The 20,287-nt window shown below is 69.9% G+C and carries 20 protein-coding genes; 9 read left to right on the forward strand and 11 right to left on the reverse strand.

What is annotated here, in order from left to right:
* Positions 1 to 46 precede the first annotated feature (46 nt).
* The 5 genes from OG568_RS34020 (at position 47) to arfA (ending at position 5,851) form a co-directional block, all read left to right on the forward strand.
* Positions 47 to 1,435, forward strand: a complete 1,389-nt coding sequence (locus OG568_RS34020; protein WP_329534316.1) for an extracellular solute-binding protein — start codon at positions 47 to 49, stop codon at positions 1,433 to 1,435.
* Entirely contained in the window at positions 1,432 to 2,382 is a 951-nt protein-coding gene (locus tag OG568_RS34025) for a carbohydrate ABC transporter permease (protein ID WP_329534317.1), read from the forward strand. Before OG568_RS34020 ends, OG568_RS34025 begins: the two co-directional genes overlap by 4 nt.
* Positions 2,379 to 3,236 carry a carbohydrate ABC transporter permease gene (locus tag OG568_RS34030; protein WP_266624538.1) on the forward strand — a complete coding sequence of 286 codons (858 nt, stop codon included), beginning with the start codon at positions 2,379 to 2,381 and terminating at the stop codon, positions 3,234 to 3,236. The genes OG568_RS34025 and OG568_RS34030 overlap by 4 nt, the downstream gene beginning before the upstream one ends.
* 21 nt (positions 3,237 to 3,257) lie before the next feature.
* The gene (locus tag OG568_RS34035) at positions 3,258 to 4,226 is read left to right on the forward strand and encodes an arabinan endo-1,5-alpha-L-arabinosidase (RefSeq protein ID WP_329534318.1); all 969 of its coding nucleotides are present in this window, start codon (positions 3,258 to 3,260) and stop codon (positions 4,224 to 4,226) included.
* A 119-nt stretch (positions 4,227 to 4,345) separates the two neighbouring features.
* The gene (gene arfA / locus OG568_RS34040; RefSeq protein ID WP_329534319.1) at positions 4,346 to 5,851 is read left to right on the forward strand and encodes an arabinosylfuranosidase ArfA; all 1,506 of its coding nucleotides are present in this window, start codon (positions 4,346 to 4,348) and stop codon (positions 5,849 to 5,851) included.
* On the opposite strand, the gene OG568_RS34045 is transcribed toward arfA, so the two are convergent.
* From OG568_RS34045 to OG568_RS34055, 3 genes are all read right to left on the reverse strand, one after another.
* Positions 5,848 to 8,838 carry a beta-galactosidase gene (locus OG568_RS34045; protein ID WP_329534320.1) on the reverse strand — a complete coding sequence of 997 codons (2,991 nt, stop codon included), beginning with the start codon at positions 8,836 to 8,838 and terminating at the stop codon, positions 5,848 to 5,850. The two genes, arfA and OG568_RS34045, sit on opposite strands and share 4 nt — an antisense overlap.
* A gap of 179 nt (positions 8,839 to 9,017) precedes the next feature.
* Positions 9,018 to 9,614, reverse strand: a complete 597-nt coding sequence (locus OG568_RS34050; protein WP_329534321.1) for a DUF4232 domain-containing protein — start codon at positions 9,612 to 9,614, stop codon at positions 9,018 to 9,020.
* A 143-nt stretch (positions 9,615 to 9,757) separates the two neighbouring features.
* Complete coding sequence (locus OG568_RS34055; RefSeq protein ID WP_329534322.1) at positions 9,758 to 10,852, reverse strand: alpha-hydroxy acid oxidase; 1,095 nt, start codon at positions 10,850 to 10,852, stop codon at positions 9,758 to 9,760.
* Between the two features lie 110 nt (positions 10,853 to 10,962).
* On the opposite strand from OG568_RS34055, the gene OG568_RS34060 reads away from it, so the two are divergent.
* Together OG568_RS34060 and OG568_RS34065 are read left to right on the forward strand one after the other, a co-directional pair.
* Entirely contained in the window at positions 10,963 to 11,475 is a 513-nt protein-coding gene (locus OG568_RS34060) for a DinB family protein (protein ID WP_329534323.1), read from the forward strand.
* Positions 11,476 to 11,479: 4 nt separating this feature from the next.
* Positions 11,480 to 11,872, forward strand: a complete 393-nt coding sequence (locus OG568_RS34065) for a VOC family protein (RefSeq protein WP_329534324.1) — start codon at positions 11,480 to 11,482, stop codon at positions 11,870 to 11,872.
* A gap of 194 nt (positions 11,873 to 12,066) precedes the next feature.
* On the opposite strand, the gene OG568_RS34070 is transcribed toward OG568_RS34065, so the two are convergent.
* From OG568_RS34070 to OG568_RS34095, 6 genes are all read right to left on the reverse strand, one after another.
* Positions 12,067 to 12,489: a nuclear transport factor 2 family protein gene (locus OG568_RS34070; protein WP_329534325.1), complete on the reverse strand. Its 423-nt coding sequence runs from the start codon at positions 12,487 to 12,489 to the stop codon at positions 12,067 to 12,069.
* Between the two features lie 47 nt (positions 12,490 to 12,536).
* On the reverse strand, positions 12,537 to 13,277 hold the full coding sequence (locus OG568_RS34075) for a DUF2637 domain-containing protein (protein WP_329534326.1): 741 nt from the start codon (positions 13,275 to 13,277) through the stop codon (positions 12,537 to 12,539).
* Positions 13,278 to 13,305: 28 nt separating this feature from the next.
* Entirely contained in the window at positions 13,306 to 13,461 is a 156-nt protein-coding gene (locus OG568_RS34080; protein ID WP_266582330.1) for a hypothetical protein, read from the reverse strand.
* Between the two features lie 157 nt (positions 13,462 to 13,618).
* Positions 13,619 to 14,380 (reverse strand): intradiol ring-cleavage dioxygenase, encoded by a 762-nt coding sequence (locus tag OG568_RS34085; RefSeq protein ID WP_329534327.1) that lies wholly within the window; start codon positions 14,378 to 14,380, stop codon positions 13,619 to 13,621.
* Between the two features lie 32 nt (positions 14,381 to 14,412).
* Positions 14,413 to 15,735 (reverse strand): HupE/UreJ family protein, encoded by a 1,323-nt coding sequence (locus OG568_RS34090; RefSeq protein WP_329534328.1) that lies wholly within the window; start codon positions 15,733 to 15,735, stop codon positions 14,413 to 14,415.
* Positions 15,732 to 16,898, reverse strand: a complete 1,167-nt coding sequence (locus OG568_RS34095; protein WP_329534329.1) for a DUF3500 domain-containing protein — start codon at positions 16,896 to 16,898, stop codon at positions 15,732 to 15,734. Before OG568_RS34095 ends, OG568_RS34090 begins: the two co-directional genes overlap by 4 nt.
* A gap of 154 nt (positions 16,899 to 17,052) precedes the next feature.
* On the opposite strand from OG568_RS34095, the gene OG568_RS34100 reads away from it, so the two are divergent.
* Positions 17,053 to 17,757 carry a response regulator transcription factor gene (locus tag OG568_RS34100; protein ID WP_329534330.1) on the forward strand — a complete coding sequence of 235 codons (705 nt, stop codon included), beginning with the start codon at positions 17,053 to 17,055 and terminating at the stop codon, positions 17,755 to 17,757.
* A complete protein-coding gene (locus OG568_RS34105) occupies positions 17,754 to 19,142 on the forward strand; it encodes a HAMP domain-containing sensor histidine kinase (protein ID WP_329534331.1) in 1,389 nt (462 codons plus the stop codon). Before OG568_RS34100 ends, OG568_RS34105 begins: the two co-directional genes overlap by 4 nt.
* Here OG568_RS34105 and OG568_RS34110 read toward each other — a convergent pair.
* The gene (locus OG568_RS34110) at positions 19,114 to 19,365 is read right to left on the reverse strand and encodes a DUF397 domain-containing protein (protein ID WP_329534332.1); all 252 of its coding nucleotides are present in this window, start codon (positions 19,363 to 19,365) and stop codon (positions 19,114 to 19,116) included. The genes OG568_RS34105 and OG568_RS34110 overlap by 29 nt on opposite strands.
* The gene (locus tag OG568_RS34115) at positions 19,362 to 20,201 is read right to left on the reverse strand and encodes a helix-turn-helix domain-containing protein (RefSeq protein ID WP_329534333.1); all 840 of its coding nucleotides are present in this window, start codon (positions 20,199 to 20,201) and stop codon (positions 19,362 to 19,364) included. The genes OG568_RS34110 and OG568_RS34115 overlap by 4 nt, the downstream gene beginning before the upstream one ends.
* Positions 20,202 to 20,287 lie beyond the last annotated feature (86 nt).

A 20,287-nucleotide genomic window follows, 5' to 3' on the forward strand; every position in this document is an offset into this window, starting at 1 on the left:
ATCACCGAAATTTCGAACAAAGAATCTCGAACAGTGAGGGCAGGGCATGGGACGACCTGACCTGAACGACGGGTATCCGAACCGTGGGAACCTGAACCGCAGGAACGTTTTGGCTGCGCTCGGCGGCCTGACCGTCGCCGGCAGCCTGGGCTTCGCCGCCCTCGGCACCGGCGCGGACGCGCTCGCCTCCAGCGCGCGCACCCGGGTCCGCTACTGGAACCTCTTCCAGGGCGGCGACGGCACCAACCAGGTCGCGATGGTGGATGCCTTCCGCAAGGAGCATCAGGACATCGCGGTCAAGGACTCCACCCTGACGTGGGGCGGCCCCTACTACACCAAGCTCGCCATGGCCGCGGCCGGCAACCGCGCACCGGACCTCGCCGTCATGCACCAGGGCCGCGTCCCCGGGTTCGCGCCGGGCCGCCTCCTGGACCCCTGGGACATCGACCTCCTGGCCAAGTACGGCGTGCGGGAGGCCGACTTCAACCCCGTGCTGTGGAAGCGCGGCATCGTCGGCGGCAAGCTCTACGCCCTGCCCCTCGACATCCACGTCCAGCTCTGCTTCTACCGCAAGGACGTGTGCAAGAAGGCGGGCCTGCTCGACGCCGACGGGCGGCTGCCGTCCGCCGGCTCCACCGACGAGTGGTTCGCCCTCCTCAAGGCGGCCAAGAAGCAACTGAGGAACGGGCAGCAGACCCTCGGCCTGCACGCCAACGACCAGAACTTCGCCTGGTGGTTCTTCGTCGCCTTCTACCAGCAACTCGGCGGCGGCTACTTCAACGACGACCAGACCGACGTCACCTTCGACACCGACAAGGCCACCGAGGTCCTGGAGTTCTTCCGCAAGCACGTGACCGACGGTTACGTCACCGTCGGAGAGGCCGACGGCGAGGCCTTCCTCGCCGGGTCGCCGTTCACCTGGGAGGGCAACTGGTCGGTGCCGTACTTCAACGGCGAGAAGCTCGACTTCGGCGCCCAGCCGCTGCCCCCGGTGTTCGGGAGACCGGCCACCCACGCCGAGTCGCACTCCTTCATCCTGCCCCACCAGTCCGGCCGCGGCGGCGCCGCCGACGAGGGCGCCTACCAGCTAGCCGCCTACATGGTCACCCACGCCACCACCTGGGCCATCGGCGGCCACGTCCCCGCCTATCTGCCCACCTTCAAGGACCCCGCCTACCTCAAGCTCAGCCCGCAGAGCGAGTACTCCAGGCCCGCCATGGAACACCCCGCCACCGAACCGCACATCTGGTTCGCCGGCTCCACCGGTGTCCTCGCGCAGCGCGTCGGCCCGGTCGTCGCCTCCTCCAACCTCGGCTCCACGAAGCCGGCCGCGGCGGCCCGCCGTATGAAGTCCGTCCTGGAGCAACTGCTCGCCATGAAGAACCCCATGGACGGCAGGACGGCCGCCCAGGAGCTGAAGGGAGCCGGCGCATGAGCAGCGCCACGAGCACGGTCGCCGCCACCACCCCGCGCCCCCGTGCGACCACCGCCGCCGACTCCGCCCGCCTGCGCTGGAGCCGCCGCTTCCAGCACGGCGGCTGGTTCGTCGCCCCGTTCTTCGTCCTGTACGGGCTCTTCGTGCTGCTGCCGGTCGTCCGCGGCCTCTACCTCAGCTTCACCGACGCCAACATCTCCGGCGACCACACCAACTTCGTCGGCCTCGCCAACTACCGCGAGGCCCTCAAGGACGACCTGGTGTGGAACTCGCTGTGGCACAGCGTCCAGTTCACCCTGTACGTCGTCCCGTGCATCGTCGTCGTGGCCCTGTTGATGGCGCTGATCGCCCACCACACCGTGCACTTCAAGTGGCTGTGGCGGCTGTGCTTCTTCGCGCCGTTCCTGCTGCCCTCGGCCGTCATCGGCAACCTGTGGTGGTGGCTGTTCCAGCCCACCAACGGCATGGTCAACCACGTCCTCGGCCTCACCACGCCCTGGCTCACCCAGAAGTCCACGGCCCTGCTCGCCGTCGTCGTCGCGACCCTGTGGTGGACGGTCGGGTTCTCCTTCCTGCTCTTCCTCGCCGCTTTGCAGAACATCCCCCAGCACCTCTACGAGGCGGCCGAGCTGGACGGAGCGAACGCCTTCCAGCGCATGCTGCACATCACCGTGCCGAACCTGCGCAACATCACCGGCCTCGTCATCGCGCTGCAGATCCTCGCCTCGCTGCAGGTCTTCGACCAGGCTGTGGTCATGTACCAGTTCGGCCCGGGGCCGGAGGAATCGACCCGCACCTTCGTCCAGTACACCCTCGAACAGGGCTTCACCAGCTACCGCGTGGGCTACGCCTCCGCGATCTCCTTCGTCCTGTTCCTCATCATCGCGGCCGTCGCCCTCGGGCGGATGTGGCTGCTCCGCAGCCGAGAGGAGGGCATCTCCCGATGACCACGCCGTCTCCCACCCTCCGCAAACCCCGCAGCACCTGGACGCCCGCGCAGATCGCCCTGACGGTCGTCGCCCTCGCCCTGTCCGTGATCTGGATGGCGCCGCTGGCGTGGGCCCTGTCCACGTCGCTCAAGACCCCGGCCGAATCGGTGGCCTCGCCGCACTGGATCCCCGAGCACTTCACCCTCGACTCCTGGCAGAAGGTCTTCGCGGCCGGCAACATCCCCAACTGGTTCGTGAACTCGCTGGTCGTGTCGGTCTGCGTCACCTTCATCGTGCTGCTGGTCGCCTCCCTCGCCGGATACGGCTTCGCCCGCACCGAGTTCCGCGGCAAGTCCGTCCTGATGGCCGTGACGATGGCGGGCCTGATGTTCTCCCCGGCGATCCTCGGGGTCCCGCTCTTCACCACCGTGCAGTCGCTCGGCATGGTCGACACCTACTGGGGCATGATCCTGCCGCAGTGCGCCCCCGCCGCGATGGTCTACATCCTCTACAAGTTCTTCCAGTCGCTGCCCCGCGAACTGGAGGAGGCCGCGTTCATCGACGGCGCGGGCCGCTGGCGGATCTTCTTCACCCTCGTCCTGCCGCTCTCGAAGCCCTCGCTGTCGGCCGTCGGGATCTTCACCTTCATCGCCTCGTGGAACAACTTCCTCTGGCCGTACATGGTGACCAACAACCCCGACCTGATGACCATGCCGAACGGCATCGCCACCGTGCAGAACGCCTTCGGCATCGTCTGGCCGCAGCTCATGGCGGGCGGTCTGATCGCGGGACTCCCGCTGATCGTCGTGTTCGTCTTCTTCCAGAGCCAGATCGTGCGGGGCGTGGCCCACACGGGTCTGGCCGGCCAGTAACAGCCATGAGGAGAGTGTGAGTTGAAGCGCTTCAGACTCGCCGCGCTGCTCGCCGCGGCCACCATCGCCCTGCTCCCGGCCACCGCGTCGGCCGACGTCACCTACCCCGACCCCCTCCCCCTCACCGGCCAGCAGATCATCCACGACCCCACGGTCACCCACCTCAAGAACGGCCGCTACGTCGCCTACTCCACCGGCGGCGTCATCGGAGCCCGCCTCTCCACCGACCTCCACCACTGGGACGACGCGGGCAACGCCTTCACCACGCCCCCGGCCTGGTGGTACGACTACAACTCCACCGCCGACCCCTGGGCCCCCGACCTCTCCTACCGCGACGGCCGCTACTGGCTCTACTACGCGGTCTCCTCCTGGGGCACCAACCACTCGGCGATCGGCGTGGCCACGTCGAAGACGGGCATGCCCGGCACCTGGACCGACCACGGAGCCGCCTTCACCTCGGCGACCACCGACGCCTGGAACGCCATCGACCCCGCGGTGATCCGGGCCGACGGCAAGCTGTGGATGGCGTTCGGCTCGTACTGGACGGGCATCCGCATGGTCGAACTGGACCCGAGCACCGGCAAGGCGCTGCCCGAAGCCACGGTCCACCACCTGGCGACCCGCCCGGACGCCCCGTACGCGGTAGAGGGCCCGTACATCGTCCAACACGGCCGCTACTACTACCTCTTCGCCTCCTACGACGCGTGCTGCGCGGGCGTGAACTCGACGTACAAGATCCGGGTCGGCAGATCGGCATCGGTGACGGGCCCCTACGTGGACAGCACGGGCAAGCCGCTGCTGGAGGGCGGCGGCGACCTGTTGCTCGCCGGCCACGGCCGCTTCGTAGGCCCGGGCGGCGAGTCGGTCTTCAAGGACAAGGGGCGAGACGTCTTGGCGTACCACTACTACGACGCAGAGGACTCGGGTACGCCCAAGCTGGGGCTCAACACCCTGAACTGGAACCCAAACGGCTGGCCAAGCTTGCGCTAGGGGCGCGGGGCCGTGACATTGTGCGGCTCCGCCGCGTGGGCGCGACCAGCCACAACAGACCCGCACGCGCCCACAAAACACAAGCCACCCCCCACCAATGGCACACTCGAAAGGAAAGCATGCGTACCGCCCGTTTCGCCCTGGACCCCGCCTTCACCATCGGCGAGGTCAACCCCCGCCTCTTCGGCTCCTTCGTCGAACACCTCGGCCGCTGCGTCTACACCGGCATCCACGAACCCGGCCACCCCTCCGCAGACGCCGAAGGCCTCCGCACGGACGTCCTGGAACTGGTCCGCGAACTGGGCGTCACCACCATCCGCTACCCCGGCGGGAACTTCGTCTCCGCCTACAACTGGGAGGACTCGGTGGGCCCGGTCGAGGAGCGGCCCCGCCGCCTCGACCTGGCCTGGCGCTCGACCGAGTCGAACCGTTTCGGCCTGTCGGAGTACATCGCGTTCCTGCGGAAGCTCGGCCCGCAGGCCGAGCCGATGATGGCGGTCAACCTCGGCACGCGTGGGGTCGCCGAGGCCCTGGAGCTCCAGGAGTACGCCAACCACCCCGGCGGGACGGCCCGTTCGGACCTGCGGGTGGCGCACGGCGACAAGGAGCCGTTCGGTATCGGTCTGTGGTGTCTGGGCAACGAGATGGACGGGCCCTGGCAGACCGGCCACAAGACGGCCGAGGAGTACGGCCGGCTGGCCGCCGAGACCGCCCGCGCGATGCGCCAGATCGAGCCGGACCTCGAACTCGTCGCGTGCGGATCCTCGGGACAGGACATGGAGACGTTCGCCGCGTGGGAGGCGACCGTGCTGGCCGAGACGTACGACCTCGTCGACTACATCTCCCTGCACGCCTACTACGAGGAGACCGACGGCGACCGCGACTCCTTCCTCGCCTCCGCCGTCGACACCGAGTCCTTCATCGAGAACGTGGTGGCGACCTGCGACCACGTGGGTGCCCGGCTGAAGTCGAAGAAGAAGATCAACCTCTCCTTCGACGAGTGGAACGTCTGGTACCAGAGCCGCCCGAACCCGCATCCGGTCGAGGACTGGCAGGAGGCCCCCCGCATCCTGGAGGACGTCTACACCGTCACCGACGCGGTCGTCTTCGGCTCCCTGCTCATCGCGCTGCTGCGGCACGCGGACCGGGTGACCGTCGCCTGCCTCGCCCAGCTCGTCAACGTCATCGCCCCGATCATGACGGAACCCGGCGGCCCCGCCTGGCGCCAGACCACGTTCTACCCCTTCTCACAGGCGGCGAAGTACGGGCGCGGAGAGGTCCTCGACGTCCGCGCGGTGTCGCCGACCTACGAGACGAAGAAGTACGGCGAGGTCGACCTGCTGCACGCCACCGCCGTACGCGCCGACGACGGCTCGGTCACCGTCTTCGCGGTCAACCGCAGCCAGACCGAGCCCCTGCCGCTCGAAGTCGCCCTGAACCGCCTGGGACTGACGACGGTCGTCGAGCACACCGCGATCGCCGACGCCGACCCCGACGCCCGCAACACCCTGGACGACCAGGAACGGGTCACCCCGCACCCCGTCCAGGGCGCCACCCTCCAGGACGACGGCACCCTGACCACCGTCCTGGAACCCCTCTCCTGGAACATGATCCGGCTCAGCTAGCGGACGTGTGCGCGACCGGGGGAGTCCACCAAGGTCACCGGTACTCCGCCGGCCGCGCTGCCCAGCAGCGTCAGCTTCACCTCGCCCGGACCGGCCGGGGTGGTGCCGTCGGACAGTACGGCGAGGGCCAGGGTGTTGGCGCCCCGGGTGCGCAGGACGCCGTTGGGCAGGACGAAGGTGTGCTGGGGGCCGACGTCGTTGATGTACTGGCCCATGTTCCAGCCGTTCAGGAAGATCTGGACGCGGTAGGCGCGGGTGGGGTCGTCGGTGAGGGTGAGCCCGATCGAGGCGTCCACGCCCTGGTCGACCGCCAGCCGGAACCCGGTGCGGTACCAGACGACTCCCTGCCCGCGCGCCGCCCGCGGGAAGTCCACGACCTTCCAGCCGCTGTCGGCGAACTCCGGCAGATGCCAGCCCTGCCGTTCCCCGTACAGCCCGCCGTGGTTGAGCGGCCCCCGCACCGGGTCGGGCGCCGCCTCGCCCTGGATCCGCCAGGTGACGGCCGGGCTCGCCCCGGCGAACGTCACCGCCGTGAGGCCCCGCGCGACCTTGTGCGTGTCCTTCGCCGCGCCGTCCATGTCGTGCTGCATCCGGCGTACGAGGACGGAGAGGACGTGTGGCCCGTTCGCGTACCGCACGGGAAACGTGGCCGTGGCCGACCAAGTCCCCTTTCGTACCGTCGACTTGTCAGGCACCGGCATCCGGTGCGTGCCCAGCGGCCTCCCGTCCAGCCACGCCATCAGCATCCCCTGCGTGCCCGTGACGTACGAGAGGGACACCGACCCGGCGGCGCCGCCCGCGGCCCGGGTGTTCTCGAAGTGTCCCCGGTACCAGACGTCTCCGTAGTGGAAGCCGTAGTCGTCGGCGAAGAGGACGGGCTGCCCGGCCGGTACGGGGGTGGTGCTGTACGAGGAGGTCCTGTTCGCGACCTTCCACGCCGAGTCGTCGAACGCGGCGGCCGACTCGGGGTTCTCGGCGTGGAAGCGCCAGTCGCCCAGCTCGGGAAGGTGGACGGCGGCGACCCCCGGCAGCCGCTGCTCGGCCCGCAGACTCCCGGAAGTGGTCGCCCGGGCCTTCAACGTGCGCCGGTTCCACGCCACTTGACTCATCCCGCGCGGCCCCCACACCTCCAGATCGGCCGCCTCGACCGTGTCCCCGGTGAGATGGACGGTCGTACCGCGCAGGGCCGCGGTGCGCAGGAGCGCCGGGCCGTGGACGAGCACGGGCCCCGACGGGGTGTCGTACCGCCACAGTCGTACGGAGGTCTCGTCGTCGGCCAGCAGGAGGAGGAGGGGAGCCCCGGTGCCGCCGCCCTCCACCAGAACCCTTGTCAGGCCGCCGAGTTCGGCATCGATCCGCAGCGCGCCGGACGCGTACGTGTGGTCGGCCTTCCCCTCCAGCACGGTGACCGTGGGCTCGCTCGCGCACTCGACGGCCGTCCGCGTCGACTCGCCCTTCCGGCCCGTGAACACGGCGATGTCCTGCCGCCCGGCGGTGAGCCACAGCATCGGCTGGGCGCTGGAGTACCGCAACGTCCGCCGCCCGAGCGGGAGACCGGTGGCGAGCAGCCGGGCGTCGAGGCCGGGGACGGGTACCGGAACGCTCACCCCGGCGAGGGGGACGGCGGCGAGGACGTCGTCGGTCCGGTCGTTGCGCAGGATGTGGAAGTGCGCCTTGGTGTCCGGGTTGACCAGGTGGTACGCCGTGATCCCGGCGTCCGCCCCCGCCGCGCCGCCGCTCGCGCCGACCTCGATGTCGGCCGCCCGGTCCAGCTTGGCGAGTTCGGGCACGGAGTGCAGGAGCTGCCCGAGCTGGTGCATCGGGACCAGCTTCGGGGTGGGCCTGCGGGCCTCGTCGAGGGCGGCCCCGTAGTCGTACGAGGTGTAGACGACCGGCGCGGGCAGCCAGCCCCAGGAGGTCCCCCCGAACGTCATGTAGACGTTGTGGACCTTGATGCCGTTGGCGAGGTTGGTGAGGTAGAAGCGCCGCTCGTACGCCGCGTCACGCGTCCGCGCCGACTCCGCGTACCCCTTGCCGTCGAACTCCACCCCGCCCCACGGGTCGAACCAGCCGCCCCCGAACTCGGCCAGCAGCCCCGGGGTGTCGGGACTCGCCGTCGAGCCGCCCTTCGTACCGCCGATGCCGTAGTAGCCCCAGTCGGGCGGCGGCGCGAAGGGGGAGGGATACCCGTCGAAGCCGTACAGGTAGCGGCCTGTCTCCCCGCCCGTGTCGAACGTTCCCGGGGCCCAGTACCCGTTGCGCCCCTTGTCGTTGTGGAAGAGCGGCACGTCGATACCGTCGGCGCGGACCTTGGCGTAGAGGTGGGCCATGTAGTCGCGCCCGCGGGGGCTGGTGACGTTGTTCGCGTACTCGTTCTCGAGCTGGTAGAGGACGATCGTGCCGCCGCCGTGGGTGTAGAGGTGCCGGGCCGCGATCCGGTTCACGGCGGTCAGCCACTCGTCGACGTACGACAGATAGGTCGGGTCGGAGGTGCGGGCGGTGCCCCGGGTGGCGGTCAGCCAGCCGGGGAAGCCGCCCGCGTCGACCTCGGCGTTGATGTACGGGCCGGGCCGCAGGATCACGTACAGGCCGGTCTCGGCGGCCGTGCGCAGGAACAGGTCGAGGTCGCGGACGCCGGTGAAGTCGTAGTGTCCGGGCGCGGGGGAGTGGTAGTTCCAGGAGACGTAGACGCTGATGGTGTTGTACCCGTGGGCGCGCAGCTTCTCCAGGACGTCCCGCCAGAGGGAGGGGCTCGGCAGCCGGAAGGGGTGGACCTCGCCGGACCACAGGACGACCCGGCGTCCGTCGACCAGCATCGAGTACTTGTCGAAGCCCACCGTGTGGCGGGTGCCGTCGGCGGCGGGCGGCCCCGGCGCTGGGCCGGTGGGGGCGGTCGTGTGGGCGAAGGCGCCGTCGCACCCGCCGAGCGAGAGGCCGAGCGCGGTGGTGCCGACGAGTGCGCTGAAGGTACGTCTGCTCAACACCATGCGGGGCCTTTCGAGGACAGCGATGGGGGTCCCCCCTGTTCGAGCGAAGCCGAGAACTTGGGGGAGGGTGCGGCCATTGTCCACAGGGAGACGATCGCCTGCGCACAGGACATCCCACACATTCCAGGAGGGGATCCTCGCAGATCCGCGGCGGCCTGAAGAACGGCCGGGCAGGTGGGTCAGGAGGGCTTGACCGAGGACAGGGCGGTGACCGTCACCTTGTCGTCGCACTCGGCGATGACACCGTCCGTCAGCGCGACCTGGTGCGCTCCGGCACCCGGGACACCCATCACCAGGGTCGGATAGCCGGCGGGTGTGGCTCCGGACTTGCAGTAGCCGTCGGCCTCACCCTGGACCTGCACGAACGTCAGCTTCGTCCACGCCTTCCCGCCCGGCGCGATCTTCACCGTGGACGCGGCCCCGGTCGTGGTCACCTTGAGGGGACGGTTCTTCTGCGGGGAACCGTTGCCCGCCCCCGCCACGGTCGGATACCCCCGGACGGTGCACGCCTTGCCGGACACGTTGGTGAACTCGACGACCGTCGCGCCGGTCCCGGTACCGTCCGGCCGCACCGCGGCCTGGCGCATGGAGGCGTTGAGATCCGACACTCCGCAGGCCTTCGTCCCGGTGGACGCGGCCGGCTTGACCGGAGCGCCGGGCGGCGAAGAGCCCGCGCCCGCCGGGCTCCCGCCCGGCTGACACGCGGTCATGAGCAGGGTGGCCGCCGACGCGGTCACCAGCGCGGTCGCGACCCTGCGGACACCGATTCCGTACATGAAGTCCCCCGAAGTGGTTCAGGCGCCGGTCTCTCACCGACACTCGTCGCTTCAGAGCGCGTCATCGGTTTCCGGGGTTCACCTGCTGGGCTGTCTGTGACATGACGGTGACACAGCGGGTCTTACCGTGCATTTCGGGACGATCAAATGAGCGGTGCGTGGGGAGCCGCCCACCCGTTCGGAGACGGCTGGGGAGCCGCCCACAGGAGGTCGCGGGTCAGTTCGAGCACGCTCGGTGTGCCGGTCAGGCTCATCGCCTCGATGAGTTCGTCGGTGAGGTCGTCGATCAGGCGGGTCACGCCGGCGGCGCCGCGGACGGTCAGAGCCCACAGGACGGGCCGGCCGACGAACACGGCGCGGGCGCCGAGGGCGAGGGCGGCGAGGATGTGGGTGCCGCGGCGCAGTCCGCCGTCCACGTAGACCTCGGCACCGGAGCCCGCCACCGCGTCGACGACCTCCGGCAGGGCCCAGGCGGTGGGTACCAGCCCGTCCAGGTGCCGCCCGCCGTGGTTCGAGACGATGAGGCCCGACGCCCCCGCCGCCACCAGTTCCCGCGCGTCGTCGCCGCGCAGTACACCTTTGACGACGATGGGCAGACCGCCGGACCGCTCGCGCAGCCAGCCGATGACGTCGGGGGTCAGATCGGGCGCGTGCTCGGCGGCCTCGGGCGAGGGGACGCCGGTGACGTTGCCGTACAGGTCCTCCGGCCCCACGAAGTCACCGACGTGCGCGCCACGCTTGCCCCGTGACCCGATGACCGGCGTGTCGGCGGTCAGTACGACCGCCCGCGCCCCGGCGGCGAGGGCCCGTTCCAGTGTTTCGATGGTCAGGACGGGGTCCCGGGCCACGTACACCTGAACCCACCACGGCGCCCGGCTCGGCACCAGGTCGGCGAACGGCACCGCGGTGTTCGAGGTCACCGCCAGCAGCGATCCCGCCGCCGCGACGCCCCGCGCGGTGGCGGCCTCCCCGTCGGGGTGGGCCTTGCGCTGCAAGGTGCTGGGCGCGACGAGTACGGGCGTACGAACGGGGGTGCCCAGTACGGTCGTCGAGGCGTCGCAGGTCGAGACGTCCCGCAACAGTCTTGCCCGGTAACGGAACTGGTCCCAGACCGTGGTCGCCTCCGCGACGCTCATGCCGCGACCGGAGCCGCGCCGGAAGTGCGCGTAGACGTCCTCCGGCAGCACCTCGGCGGCGCGCTCCTGGAGACCGTCCATCCAGCGACCGATGTCTGTCACCTGACATCCCTTCGTCGTACGGTACGACGAAGCAAGGGTGCCCCAGGCAGCCGCCTCGGCGGTCTAATTCGCTCGACACCGTACGGGTGGGGCGGCGATGCTGCACCCTTATGACGCGAACCGACACGCCTCCCGCCTGGGACGAGCGCACACAGCTGACCACCTTCCTCGACTACGCCCGCGCCACCGCCCGCGCCAAGTGCGAGGGGGTCTCCCCGGAGCACGCGCGCGAGGCCCCACTGCCCGGATCCCCCCTGATGACGCTGTGCGGGGTGATCAGCCATCTGCGCTGGGTCGAGCACTACTGGTTCGAGGTGGTGTTCCTCGGCGAGGAGGACTCGGGGCCGATCGCGGCCGCGACCGAGGAGGATCCCGATCCCGAGATGCGGATCGCCGTCGACGTTCCGCTGCCCCAACTCCTGGACGAGTACGAGGAGCAGAGTGCCCGCCACCGTCTCCTCGTCGCCGGCCACGACCTGGACACCACGGCCAAGCGCCCGATCCGCGACGGCCGCCACGTCGACCTGCGCTGGATCCTCCTCCACCTGATCGAGGAGACCGCCCGTCACAACGGGCACGTGGACATCGTCCGGGAACTCGTCGACGGCGTGACGGGGTACTGAACTCATGAGCGAAACAAGTGGGCTGAACCCCACCATCCGAACCCTCACCTTCGACTGCACGGGTGACCCGTACGATCTCGGGCTGTTCTGGAGCGAGCTGCTCGGCCGCCCGCTGGACGACGACGACAAGCCGGGCGACCCGGAGGCGCTGCTGCGCGACCCGTCGGGTGGCCCGACGCTGCTCTTCGTGCGCGTCCCCGAGGGCAAGTCGGCCAAGAACCGCATCCACTTCGACCTCCAGCCGCAGGGTCGGACCCGCGCCCAGGAGGTCGCCCGCGCCCTCTCCCTCGGCGCTCGCCAGATCGCCGACCACACCCGTCCGGACGGCGGCGGCTGGGTCACCCTCGCCGACCCCGAGGGGAACGAATTCTGCGTGGAGCGCGGGGAGTTGGGCTAGGGCCTGTCCGGCGGATCATGCCGCAGACGCGGGGCTTGGCACGCCCATCTGCGGCGTTGTCGTCACTCGCCGACGCTCCGCGTCGACTCCCTCCTCCGCCTTGCAGCTGCACGCACCAAGCCCCGCTCACCAGCGTCGATGAGGCGCCGCCTGTTTCCTGCGACTTGATCCGCCGGACAGGCCCTAGCCGGCGCTCAGCGCCGCGCGTGCGTCACCCCGTTCAACGGCACGCGCCGCGCTTCCACCGCCCGCCGCGCGATGCGCCACCCCTCGGCACGCCGCACCACGACGTCCTCGTACGACACCGATCCGCACCGGCCGTCCGCCATGACCGCCAGCCCTTTGGACCGCACCCGCGCGCGGCCGTCACCAAGGTCGTCGGTGATGACGATGTTGGTGACGTGATGGGCGACGGCGTTCGCGGCGCCGAGCGCGAGGGCCGCGTCCTGGATCGCCTCTATCCCGACCAACTCGCCCTGCCCGAACGCGGACACGTCGTAGACGACGTCCTCGGTGAACAGTTCCGTCAGTTCGTCGAGGCGTCCGTCGTCGAAGAAGTGGCCGTGCAGGGAGATCAACTCGGCGATGGCCAGGCGGTCTTCGGTGGAGAGTGTCATGGCGGGCCCTTCCGGATACTTCCGTGCAGCCGGTCGGGGCCCACGGGTTACGTTCTTGGGTGCTTGGACCGCTTCGCGGTGTGGCAGGCGTGTCGGGGGCCGTGCTGGGGTGAGATCTGGCCGACCAGTTCCCGGAAGCAGATCAGGGCGGTGATGGGCGGGATTCCGACGACCACCATCGCCAGCAGGGAACGCGGAGACTGACCGACGCAGAGGGCCACCGCGGTGGCGGAGGCGATCAGCATCACGGCCCAGGACCGCCGCGCGCTCCGGTGCTGAACGGTCGCCCGCAGGATGGACAGACCCGCCACGAGCCACGGTCCGTACACCATCAGCGGCCACCATCGTGCCAACTTCGCCGAAACCACCAGCAAAGAAATACCGCGCAGTTGGTTGTATGAATAAGAGACGGACCATCCCAACATCATCACCGCGGATACAATGATCATTACGACCAGGAAAACAACCGTGATGATCCTGTGTTTAGCGGCAATGGCCTGAAAGCCTGGCCTGGGCCTGCGCCGGTTGATCGTGCGGCGCGGCATCGCATGGCTGTGCGGCGGCCCCGGAACGGTGGGCGCCGCGCTCGACGTCGTGTACAGCATCTGCGCCAGCTCTTCGTCCGGATCCCACGCGTCCGGCGCGATCGTGGGCTCGGAGACGTGCCAGAAGTGTTGCGTGCCGAGCTGGTCAACACCGTTGAGGTGCGGGTTCAGCGGATCGTAGGGGGTGGCTCGCGGATCGAGCTGAATGTCGCGGAGGGTCGGATCGTCCTGAGTCCAGTCCATGCTGTCTGCGGCTCCTTCGCGCCCCGGCTCAGAGGGATCCGTCTGCGGTGTGTCCGTCCCACGCGGCCCGGAGGTATTCGGTCTCCATGCGGTTCATGGCCTTGAGGAACTCCTCGAGCAGGTCCGCGCAGTGCTCCAGCCGTGTCCTCCCGTCGACGGTGTCGAGCCAGTCGTTTGCGTGCATATCTTTTGGAGTCACGTCTGAATAACGAGCACCATAGGGTGTAAGGCATTCGGGCATTCAGGGGAATGTGCGTCCATAGATCCACAGATCAATTGAGATGATCGTGCTGTTATCGATGAGGGCCCCGCCGGACTTCCGGCGGGGCCGTCGTGCGAGGTCAGCTGGTTTCCACGCCGAGCGTCAGCGTGCCCGTGTAGCCCGATGACGTCGTGCTGCCCAGGGCCGTCAGCGTGAGGAGGCCGGACGCGGCGCCTCCGTCGTCGTAGATCGAGTCCTGGGCGAGGGTGGTGCGGGTGACCGTGTTCGTGGAGTACGGGGAGAGCTTGGCCACCGCCGCCGTGATCGTTTCGTTGATGAAGAGCTGGCCGGTGTGGATCTCACGGCCGCCGGTGAAGCTGCCGTCCGAGGTGAGCGTGACTCCTGTGTGCACCTTGACGTGGATGTGGACGCAGCGACCCCGGTACCAGCCGGGGTAGATGGTCGTCAGGTGCGCCACCCCGTCGGTGCCGGACAGCACGCCGCCCCGCAGGAACGTGCCGTCGTCCGGTTCGCTGTGGCCGTTGTTGCCGACGAAGCCGGAGTACTCGCCCAGCGCGTCGCTGTGCCAGATCTCCACGAGGGCGCCGGAGAGCGGGGCGCAGGTGTCGTCGTCGACGACGGTGAGCGCGAGTTTGAGCGGGATTCCGGCCTTGCCTTCGGTGACATCGGCGCGGACCAGGGCGCCGTCCAGGTAGTAGGGGCCTTCGGTCAGCTCCTTCGTGAGGGTGCAGACGGCCGCCGCGGCGACGGGGGTCGCGTCCGCCGTGTCGGTTGTGGGGGCTTCAGGTGCTGCGGCGCCCACGGCCAGCGCTGCGGCCGTGGCTCCCGTGGCGATCAGTACGGTGCGACGCCCGAGTGGGGTTTCTGAAGTGTCTGTCATGAACACGGCACCGTAGAAACGGTTGCTGTCGGTCAGCTGTCAGTACGGCAAAGTGACGGCCCGTCAAGTTCCTTGTGAGACAGGCGGGCGACGGCGGCCGGCACCGCCAGCGCCACGGCCACGAGCAACGGGTGACCGACCAGCCACGTCTGTACGCCCTCGAACGGATCGGACGACGTCAGCGTCGCGCGCTCCAGCATCCAGGAGGTGGCGAAGAGGAGGCCCACCACGGCCAGGCCGACGCGGAACGCCGGATACACGGCCGTACGGGCCAGCACGAGAAGTGAGGGCATCAGTAGAGCCACGACCAACAGTTGGGTCAGCTCGATCCCCAGGTTGAAGCCCAGGAGAGTGGTGACCAGAGAGCCTCGGCCGAGGCCCAGGTCGTCGATGAGCGAGGCGAACGCCAGCCCGTGGACCAGGCCGAAGCCCGACGCGATGAGCACCTCGCCGCGCGCCACCAGCGGCCGTATCGCATGCGCCGCCGACACCGCGATCGAGAACGCGATCAGCGTCTCCACCGGACGGGACGGCACGTCGACCAGCCCGGTCGCCGCCAGCGCCAGGGTGAGCGAGTGGCCCACGGCGAAGGCCGAGACCACGTGCACCACCCGGACGACGCTCCGGCGCGACGACGGGGCGGCGGCCGTGCGCCAGCCGCCGCCCGCCGCCACCAGCGGGGCCGGGACCAGCAGCATGAGGAGGAACAGGAGGTGGTCGGCGCCCTCGCCGACGTGCTTCATGCCGAGGCCCGCCGTGGTCGCGAAGCCGCGGAGCCATGAGCCCTCGCCCGCGGGGACTTCGAGGGTCTTGGTGTCGAAGTCGAAGATCCCGAGCGTTTCGGCGTCGTCGGTCTTCAGGATGCCGCGGTCGAAGTCGTGGCGGACGGTGACGATGACGTTGTGGGTGAGGAGCTCCTCGACGATGACGTCGTAGCGCAGACGGAAGTCGGTGACGTCGTCGCCGTGCGGCGGGCGGATGGTGAGGGGGTAGACGAGGTGCGGGGACGCGTCGATCGTGCGGACCCTCGCCGCACCCAGCGCGACCGTCCAGGGTGCTCCGCCCGTGGCTTCGGTGCCGGTCGCGCTGATGTGCGCGGCCGTGTAGTCGGCCAGGAACGCCCGGTCGGCGCCCAGGACGCTGTCCGGGGTCAGATCGCGGTGCACGGCGATCGCCAGGCGGTCGATGGGCAGCTGCACCTCCCCCTCGACCCGGTCCTCGCCGATGTCGAGGAGGACGGCCGAGGTGCTCATCGGGTGGGCGCCGGCCGGCGACGCGAGGCCGCCGGCCAGCAGGAACACCGTGAGCAGGAGCAGAGGGAGGAGACGGCGGCGCACGGCGGGGGACTCCGTCATTTCCAGCCGTAGTCGGCCGTCTCGTCCCGGAAGATCGTGTGCTGGTGGACCCCGTCGGTCGAGGCGCCGGGCTGGTTGGAGAACTCGACCCAGGCGGACGGGCCGTCGAGGCGCACATACGTCTGGTTGTTGTCGAGGGTCGTGCCACCGCTCCAGCCGATGTACGTCTTGTCGTACTGCGAGACGTACTTGGCGAGAAGACGCCCCGCGGCCTTCTCGTCCAGGTCGTCGACCCAGGCCTTCAGCATCGCGGTGACCTTGGCCCGCTGCTTCTTGGTGAGGCTGGAGACGAGCACGCCCTCGGGCTGCGCGGGGAACGGGCCGTCATGGCCGGGACCCAGATACAGGTCGTCGAAGCTCCCGTCGATCTCGGCCGCCGTCAGCTCGTCCGCGGTGAGCGACTGGATGGCGCCGATGGTGGCGGTCCGCTTGTCCTCCAGCGGGGCGTAGAACATGTCCTCCCAGTCGAACTGCATCGGCTCGACCGCCGTCAGCGTGGGCGAGATGCTGACGTTCTTCCCGGCGTAGGTGAGGTTGTACGCCGCGTGGTGGCCGCCGTACTGGACCGTGAACTCCCCGGTCCTGCTGGGCTTGCCGAAGAAGGAGATGTAGTACCACTGCGAGCCGAAGTTGGCGCCGCCCCCGCCCGGGGGACGCCCGCCGCCTCCGGTCGGTGTGGCGGTCGGTGTGCCGGTCGGCGGGGTGGGCGTGCGGGGAGGCAACGAGGCGAGATAGTCGTCCGCCTTGCGGATCTCCACGAGCTCCTCGTAGCCCTTCTTGCTGAGCGCGGCCTCCATGACCTTCAGGGCGGCCGCCTGCTGCTCGTCGGTCAGGTCGCCCAGCTTGAGGCCGTTGCGTGCGACGACGGGGGTCGGGAAGTTCGACCAGCCGGTCTTCTTCGCCGCGTCGTCGAAGTCGTAGAGGGCCGTGTCCTTCTGCTCGTCGGAGAGCGTGGCGAGGAAGGCGTTGGCGGCGGCCACGACCTGGGCGGTGTTCGCGCCGCCGGCTCCGTGCCGGGCCGCCGAGGCCGGGATCGGCGCCTTCGCCGCCAACTCGGCCGTGGGGGATGCCGAGTTGAGGGCCGTGCAGCCGGTGGCGGCGAGGGCGGCGCACACGGCGAGCACCAGGGCGCGGCGCGTGCGTCGGACAGTGACGGTCGACATGGGGGGACTCCCGTGGGGGGCGGTCAGAAGCTCCCATCGTGGGTGTGTGATCTCAGACCCCGGTGGGAGGAAGTCCGGAGGGAGGTAAGAGCTGCGGCGCGAGGGAGGCCGAGAAACGACGGTCGCACATGGGGCCGTGGGTCATCATGTGGGCGTGGTGAACCGAGTCCTCGTCGTCGACGACGATCGCGCCGTCCGTGAATCCCTCGCACGGGCACTGGAGTTGGAGGGCTACGACGTCGTCACGGTCGCCGACGGAGTGGAGGCCCTGACCCGGGCCCGCCGCGACACCTTCAGCGCGCTGGTGGTCGACGTGATGATGCCGTACGTCGACGGAGTGGGCGTCTGCCGAGTACTGCGCGCCGACGGCGACCGCACCCCGGTACTGATGCTCACCGCGCGGGCCGGAACCCCGGACCGGATCACCGGCCTCGACGCGGGCGCCGACGACTACCTCCCCAAGCCCTTCGAGATACCCGAACTCCTCGCCCGATTACGGGCGTTGCGACGCCGTGGCGATCTGGCACCGGACGCCGCCGAGCCACCGCCCCGGGCCGTCGAGGTACTGCGGATCGCCGCACTGCGGCTCGCCCCGGCCGCCCGCCGCGCCTGGTGGGGGGAGGCCGAACTACGGCTGTCCAAGACCGAGTTCGACCTGCTGGAGCTCCTGGTGCGCGACGAGGGGCTGGTGCTGGACCACGCGACGGTCTACGGGCGGGTCTGGGGGCCCGACGCCGGTGTGGACGCCAAGAACCTGGCCAGTTACGTCGGTTACGTGCGGCGCAAGCTCGCCGACGCCGGCGCGCCCGACCTCATCCACACCGTACGGGGCGTGGGCTACGCGGTACGGCGTCCATGAGCCTGCGCTCGCGGTTCGCGCTCGCCTTCGCCGCCGTCGGCGCGGTGGTGGCGGTACTGGTCGGCATGCTCAGCTACGGCGCCGCCGCCGACCGCGTCACCGCCGAGACCGACCGGACCCTGCGCTCGGCCATGACAGCCCTCGTCCGTGACCAGGACCGCGCGGTCGCCCTCTCCGAGGCGGTCACCGAGGGCCCCGACCTCTTCCCCGGGCCCGACCGGCCCGGACCGGGGGACGAGGAGGAGCGACAGATCGTCATGCAGGCCGTGGCACCCGACGGCACCCCCACCCACCTCGGCGGCCCCACCGTGAAGCTGCCGGTCTCCGACACCGCCCGCGCCCTCGCCGCCTCCGGCGCGCAGGGGGAGTCGTACACCACCGAGGTCAAGGCCGACCACGCCACGCACCGCCTGCTCACCACCGCCCTCGGCGGCGACCGGGGAGCCCTCCAGGTGGCCGTGCAGGTCGACCAGACGCACTACGTCCTCGTCGGCATGGCCAGGGAGATCGCCGGGGCCGGTCTCCTGGTCGCACTCGCCGCGGCCGTCGCGGGACGACTCCTCGCGGGGCGCATCACCCGGCGGCTCGTACGGCTGACGGCAGCCGCCGAGGACGTCAGTCTCGACGGACGGATCACGTACGACGGTCCGGCGGGCGGACGGGACGAGGTCGGCCGCCTCTCCGCGTCCTTCGGTCGGATGGTCGCCCGGCTCGCCGCCGCCCGTGACGCCCAGGACCGGCTGGTCCAGGACGCCGCCCACGAGCTGCGCACCCCGCTGACCAGCCTGCGCACCAACGCGGGGGTGTTGCGCCGCGCCGCCGAACTCTCCCCGGACGCCCGCGAACGGCTCCTCGACGACGTCGAGGGCGAGACGCGTGAACTCGGCCACCTCGTCGACGAACTCGTCGAACTCGCCCTCGTACGCGGCCGCGACGAGCCCGAGGAGCCCGTGGAACTGGCCGAGGTGGCCCGCCGCGCCGCGCGGCGCGTGCACCGGCGTACCCGGCGCCTCGTCCACATCGACGCCGACGGCAGCGTCGTCCAGGGCCGCCCCCAGGGTCTTGAACGCGCGGTGGGCAACCTGCTGGAGAACGCCGCCAAGTTCGACCCCGACGAACGCGAGCCCATCGAGGTACGGATCCGCGAGGGCGTGGTCACCGTGTCCGACCGCGGTCCCGGCATCGCCGCGGAGGCCGCCGGGCGGGTCTTCGACCGGTTCTACCGGGCCGAGACCGCCCGCGCCCTGCCAGGTTCCGGACTCGGCCTCGCCATCGTCCGGGACGTCGCCGAGACCCACGGCGGCACGGTGTTCGCGGGCACGCGGTTGGGGGGTGGGGCCGCGGTCGGGTTCACGGTCAGCGGCGCGCGCCTGCGGCGTACGTGAGGAAGTCGGCCCAGGTGGTGGGGGAGAGGGTGAGGTGGGGGCCGTCCGTGTTCTTGGAGTCGCGGACGTGGATGGTTTGGGGGCAGGTGGCGACCTCGACGCAGTCGCCGGAAGCGCTGCTGCTGTAGCTCGACTTGTGCCAGGAGAGGGCGACCTCGACGCAGTCGCCGTCGCCGCTGCTGCTGTAGCTGCTCTTGAACCAGGCCAGTTCGGACGTGCTCATAGCGCTCCTCGCATCCGCTCCAGCAGGCTCACGGAGTCGTGAAGGGTGAGAGCCTGCGAACGCATCCTGGCATATCGCCGCTGGAGGACGCTGATCTCTTTTGGGTCGGAGAAGAACAGGCCGCCGCGCTGCCCCTCGTTGTACGCGTACCACTTGTTGTCGGGGGTCTCCAACTGTTGCAGAGGGCCCGCCATCCCGGCGTGCGACTCCCGCACCAACGGCATGATCTGGACCTCGACGTTCCGTAGTGTGGCGATCTCCAGTACATGGTCGATGAGCTCGCGCGTGACCTCGACTCCGCCTGTGCGCCGCAGGAACAAGTGCTCTTCGAGGATGAAGCTGAACGCGGTGTTCGGCCGCTCCCGCAACAGTCGTTGACGCTCGGCCCGCGCTGCCCACTGGGCCTCGATCTGCTCGTCGTCCAGGGATGGCAATCGATCGGTGAACAACTGCCGCGCGTACGCCTCCGTCTGCAACAGACCTGGAATCAACCGGCACTCATAGGTATAGAGGGTGATCGCCGTCGTCTCCAGCCTCGCCCACTGTCGAAACCACGCCGCCAACCCCGGCTGGCGAGCCAGATGCCCCGCCGCCTTCCGTAACGCCCCAGTGTTGCCCAGCACCTCCTCCGCCCGTTCCACGAACGTCGGATCCGGCATCCTGCGCCCCAACTCCACGGACGCCACCGTGTGTTTGGAGAACCGCACTCGTTCCCCGAACTCCTCCCGGCTCAGCCCCGCGTGCTCCCGCAGGGCCTGTACGACCGCTCCGAACGTCCGCAGACTGTCCGACGACTCGGGTTCTCCACCCGTCCCCACCGCACCATCGACCACCATGGGTCACCTCCCGCACCCCATGGTCACGCCCAGTGACCAGTACTGTCCAGTCCGTTACCGCGTACGCTCGCGCAGCGTACGCGGCG

The sequence above is a fragment of the Streptomyces sp. NBC_01450 genome (assembly GCF_036227505.1).
Classification (GTDB): domain Bacteria; phylum Actinomycetota; class Actinomycetes; order Streptomycetales; family Streptomycetaceae; genus Streptomyces.